At 44.8% G+C, this 4,860-nt stretch carries 7 protein-coding genes; 6 read left to right on the top strand and 1 reads right to left on the bottom strand.

The window, feature by feature from the left end:
- Positions 1-819: 819 nt before the first annotated feature.
- Positions 820-1,107, top strand: a complete 288-nt coding sequence (locus QT974_RS30980) for a hypothetical protein (protein ID WP_333472208.1) — start codon at positions 820-822, stop codon at positions 1,105-1,107.
- On the opposite strand, the gene QT974_RS30975 is transcribed toward QT974_RS30980, so the two are convergent.
- Positions 1,098-1,220 (bottom strand): hypothetical protein, encoded by a 123-nt coding sequence (locus tag QT974_RS30975; protein WP_333472207.1) that lies wholly within the window; start codon positions 1,218-1,220, stop codon positions 1,098-1,100. The two genes, QT974_RS30980 and QT974_RS30975, sit on opposite strands and share 10 nt — an antisense overlap.
- A gap of 225 nt (positions 1,221-1,445) precedes the next feature.
- Between QT974_RS30975 and QT974_RS30970 the strand changes: the two genes are divergently transcribed.
- The 5 genes from QT974_RS30970 to QT974_RS30955 all read left to right on the top strand — a co-directional run bounded on the left by QT974_RS30970 (position 1,446) and on the right by QT974_RS30955 (position 4,601).
- Positions 1,446-2,363, top strand: a complete 918-nt coding sequence (locus QT974_RS30970; protein ID WP_333472206.1) for a phytanoyl-CoA dioxygenase family protein — start codon at positions 1,446-1,448, stop codon at positions 2,361-2,363.
- Between the two features lie 470 nt (positions 2,364-2,833).
- Positions 2,834-3,553 carry a PEP-CTERM sorting domain-containing protein gene (locus QT974_RS30965; RefSeq protein ID WP_333472205.1) on the top strand — a complete coding sequence of 240 codons (720 nt, stop codon included), beginning with the start codon at positions 2,834-2,836 and terminating at the stop codon, positions 3,551-3,553.
- A gap of 206 nt (positions 3,554-3,759) precedes the next feature.
- Positions 3,760-3,954 (top strand): hypothetical protein, encoded by a 195-nt coding sequence (locus QT974_RS30960; RefSeq protein WP_333472204.1) that lies wholly within the window; start codon positions 3,760-3,762, stop codon positions 3,952-3,954.
- Positions 3,954-4,199 (top strand): WD40 repeat domain-containing protein, encoded by a 246-nt coding sequence (locus QT974_RS34870; protein ID WP_442933229.1) that lies wholly within the window; start codon positions 3,954-3,956, stop codon positions 4,197-4,199. The genes QT974_RS30960 and QT974_RS34870 overlap by 1 nt, the downstream gene beginning before the upstream one ends.
- A 66-nt stretch (positions 4,200-4,265) precedes the next feature.
- Positions 4,266-4,601: an HNH endonuclease gene (locus tag QT974_RS30955; protein WP_333472203.1), complete on the top strand. Its 336-nt coding sequence runs from the start codon at positions 4,266-4,268 to the stop codon at positions 4,599-4,601.
- Positions 4,602-4,860: the final 259 nt, after the last annotated feature.

Genomic DNA, 4,860 nt, shown 5'->3' with positions numbered 1-4,860 from the left:
CTATTAGCTTGCTTTTCTGATTAGGTTTGCTTATCACCTTGACTCCAGAAGAGCCTACTCACCCAAGAGGAAATCGAACTTTTGTTCAACGAAGGTTTGCAGATTTCGTGCAAATTAATAGTAAATTAGTATTAGCTGAAGGCTAACAAAAATGTATACTAGATACCACGCCTATAAATCAGCGACTTACCGATTTTTTATAACATAAGCTTGTCTTAAGAAAGGTTCGGTAATCCACTATCCAGCAAATATGGATCGAGTTGAAGCAAAATATCCTCAATCTCTTGCCACTCTTGAAACTACACGCTTCTGGAAGGGAGAAATAATTGCAGCTAATGGCGATTGCTTGCGAATTTCAATTAGAAAGAGGCGGTATATCTCAGAAATTTTTTGATGGAAGTTCCAGTGGCTAGGAGAGAAACTAAAGTTGAATGTCGAATTTCTGCGTTCTAGGACAGCCACTGCAACTCCCCTTAGTATCCGAGGTGCTTTCCTTGGATGATGGATCGCGCAGTGCGGTTTGTGCGCTTTAATAATAGCTGAATGGCTTCCTGCGACCAGCGACCATGGCTTGGCTATCTGCTTGTTTTCGGTAGATTATTCTAACATAATCGATCGTAAAGTAATTCTTTAATCCCACTTTGGCACTACCCCCACTTTCCCCACCCTCCACTGTCACAATCTATTTTTGCGGAATTTTGCGAACCAAAACGATCGCTTTTTATACACAAGTGGAAAATTGGACTTGCGGCCGCAAGTTCAATTTCGCCAAACTCCGAGAATTCACAGCGTGACACTTAGCTGGTACGGAATATAGGTTTGAGCGAGAACTTGGGGGAGATTACCAAAAAGTTGATAGATGATGGGCCTGCTACACATCACCCGCACCGCGTTTTTGGTACGGTTAACACCAGCGATACTTCCCCCAATGCCCGCGCCGTGAAGAGTTCGCTCGGCTGGCTCATCATGGCGTTGACACAGCATTTTCGGTTTCTAGGAATAGCTTTGTACGGTTTTCTTCCATGCCAATTAATTCTGATTTTTTCGCACTTCTGGCAAATACGACAAACAGAGTGGGGTTCTCCTGACTGTTACTCTCACTTATAAAGCGGCATCATAATGCGATCGCTTGCTGTGAGTGCGATCGAGCTCCGCAGGCTCCGCGAAAGCTCCGCCTCCAGCAAGCGACAAAGCCACATCGGAGCGGTATGTTGTGACATTAGGTTAATGCTGGATAAGATCGATATAGGAGATAATATTCAGCAAAAGTGACAGATAACACCCAATAACCCGGACTTAACCTGCTTTCGTTTCTGTTTAATCCCTTAAAATTAGGGTGTTATCCAGCAGATACGACGGATAATCCACCCCCCGGTAAAGGTATTATCCAGCACATCTGTTGAATACTGAAGTTTCTACTGTCCCGGCTTGAACGGGTAGCCACGATGCTAATTAGACAATCAAAAACTGCCCTAAGTTCCCTAGGTTATGAACTAGATTGCCGTGACGAGGCTTTTGGTTATCTAAGGGACTCCTCCGATGTACTCGGAGTGCCAGAGCAATTGCGACGGAGGATGCAACAAGACGGTTACTTATACTTAAAAGCCTTTCTTAGCTCTCAAGAAGTTTGGCAAGCTCGTCAGGAAATTGCAGCTTCTTTAGCTGCTGAGGGAAGCTTGGAACTTGACAGTCCTGTTCGAGATTGCATCGCTAAACCTGGATTAAATATGAATTTCCGTCCCGATTTAGCAAGCAGGAGTTCAACACTGAAAACACTGCTTTATTCGGGACGGATGATGGAATTTTTTGGAATGTTTTTAGGCGGTCAAGTCCGGCATTACGATTACACCTGGCTTAGAGCCATCGCTCCAGGGAAAGGAACTTATGCTCATTGTGACATTGTGTATATGGGACGGGGAACTGACAAGCTTTACACGGCTTGGACTCCCTTAGGCGATATTCCTTGGGAATTAGGGGGGTTAATGATTTTGGAAAATTCTCACCATCTAGAGACTATTAAAAATAGCTATGGATGTAAAGATGTCGATCGCTATTGTGCTAACAGAAAAACGGCTCCTTTGTATGCCTCCCATCAAAAATGGTGGGATGGAGCCTTATCCAAAAACCCGGTTTCTTTGCGCTGTAGATACGGAGGACGTTGGTTGAGTTCCGAATTTGAGGCTGGAGATGTTTTGATTTTTGGTATGTTTACCGTTCATGCCAGTTTGGATAACCATTCTCCTTATATTAGACTCTCCTCGGACAGCCGTTATCAATTGGCATCGGAACCAGTGGATGAAAGGTGGGTTGGCAGTAACCCTATTGGTCACTCTACTGCTGCTAAGCAAGGTCAGATTTGCTAGAACAAGAAGACTTTAGTATTGAGTATTGTCGTCGAAGGTAGAAGCAAAAATCAAAAGTTATCGACTGTGCCAGTTCAAAGGGCAGAATGTGGGTTCAAATGCAGCGGATAGACCGAAACGCTTTCTGCTTCGTTTAGAACTCCTAAATACCCACCGTTTGTTTACCGGTCGGTGTCCCCGGTGCGAGCGTCCGTTTCCCAAGTACGAAATCCCCCCGGTGCATTGGGACTGCCCGGAGTGTGGGTGGACGGACGATTCGGTTTGAGGCGGCGGTCGCAGCGGCTCTGTTTTGATAACGGCGATCGTTGCTTGCTCTCTAGAGCATTTATGCACCTAACTTTCTGGTTAAGATTAAATAAGTTAAATAAAGAATTACGGTTTTTTAAGCTAGCTAGCTAGTATTTAGATAGTTTGATTGCTGAGCGAGCTTTACAGTCAAGTTGTTTGCGAGCGAAGGAAATTTAGTTTTTATGAACGATCTCTACCACAAAGTCGCAGTTACCTCTGTTTGCACCGTTCTAGGTTTTGCATTAGGAGCTAACGAAGAAGCTTATTCAGCTACATTTAACTTGCAACCTACTACCGCTTTTGTAGTCAGAGATTCTAACTCTGACGGACTGGGAGACCTGTTGATTCCTCTTAGAAATACCATCGGTATTCGGAAGGCAAGGAATGTTGAAGATGCAGAGTTTGCCGAATTCAATCTCGGCAGTTTTCCTTTTACCCCTAATACAGTTGTCAACAGTGCTGTTTTTTACACCCGTATTGCAACTTTTGAGGTATCTGAGGTTGGAATTGGTAACCCTGGTAGTCTTGGGATCTTCGGCTATGTAGGAAACGGTACAGCCGAAACATCAGATTTTGAGGCAGGAACATTCTTAAGCTCTGTAAATACTTCATTCGATACCTACGATCTTGCTTTTGACGTAACTCAGTTTTTGAATCAACGAGTTAGAAACGCCGATGCTTTTGCTGGGTTTGGCATTCGTGCCTTGAACTTGGGTAACGTCGCCCTGGGGGGTTATCGTGGGACTCCTATCGCAACAAGACTGACAGTTGAAACCGCCGAGGTTGCCGAGCCCGTACCCGAACCGACCGCAATCTTTGGTTCAGCTATAGCCCTAGGCTTGGGAGGATGGCTGAAACGAAAGAAATCAAGTCCGCAGCATAAAACAACGTCACAACATTAATCTACGGTTTGACAGAAGAGTTTAAATAAACTTCTCAGTTGCGGGCAACAGCTCGCTCGACCCCCCACCTGAGCGTGCAGCCGACCAATGCCCCAGCAAACACTACAAACGCGCATTGAGGCAGCACGGTTAACAGCACGAGTTGCTGGGGCCACCACTGCCATGCACCGAACAGCATTGCAGTGTAAAGAGCGAGTTCGGTTATTTTGCCTGTACTTGCCGTGCCGAGCCAGAATCCCTGTCGCACGGAGCAGATGCAGGCGATCGAACGTTTGAGGGTTTTTAGTACATTTGTATGGGGGAAGTACAGTTTATTAGAAGCTGTTAAGGCTGGTAAAGAATTACAATCGTTGATTTCAGCAGCGAAAGATGCGAGCTTAGAACCATCTAAGGCGAATTAATACAAACTTTAGAAGGGCATACCGATGCAGTTGAAAGTTTAAGTTTTAGTCCAAATGGTAAAATGATTGTCTCAGCTAGTCATGACAAAACCATAAGACTTTGGCCTATTAATGATACAGAAATTAGCTTAGACCTCAATGAACAACTGGATAATTTACTATTAAGCGGCCGTAAGTGGTTGCGCGACTATCTGAAGGCTAACCCAAATGCCAGTAGCAGGGGATTCACAGGACTCTCAACATGACGGTAGCATTCTCACTCCGGCAACAAAGCGATCGCGCCAATTGTGAAAAAATAAGCTTTTACGTTTATGGCAAAACCCAAAAGGTATCCCGACAACTGGCAAGAAATTGCATTTTCAGTAAAAGAAAACGCCCGATGGCGCTGCGCTAAATGCAACCAACAATGCCTCCGACCAGGCAAAAATACTAAGGATTTAACCAAATCTGAACGCTTAAAGTTAACTTTGACGGTACACCACCGCAACCGGATACCGGAAGACAACCGCCTCGAAAACTTAGTCGCCCTGTGTACTGCTTGCCACCTTTCGTATCACAACCGCGGTCAATCTAACGTATCGCCCGGGCAATTATCGCTGTTCCCGGATGATGGCATTGATTGGGATATCATGGATGGTTCCAATTAGATTAGTTCCAGACGCGCAGTGTTAATATTAGCGCAATCTTAGCATATTTGCTTTTTATAGGAAGTGCAAAGTAACCGACACAAGCCAGATGTTTTCCTTAAAAGGCAGTCTGTCCCCCGCCATTTGGCTACCGTGTACACACAAGTCAAAGTAAACTAGAAAAAAGATGTGACAGAGGTATAAACCGTGGACAATCCGATACTGATTAGACTTGAATTGCATAAGTCTTCTTTTCGATACAGAAACCGCAGATGTCAGA

The sequence above is a fragment of the Microcoleus sp. BM001215392 genome (assembly GCF_036700185.1).
Lineage (GTDB): Bacteria > Cyanobacteriota > Cyanobacteriia > Cyanobacteriales > Microcoleaceae > Microcoleus.
Note: the sequence above shows the minus strand (reverse complement) of the source record. Positions and strands in the feature narration are given on the sequence as shown.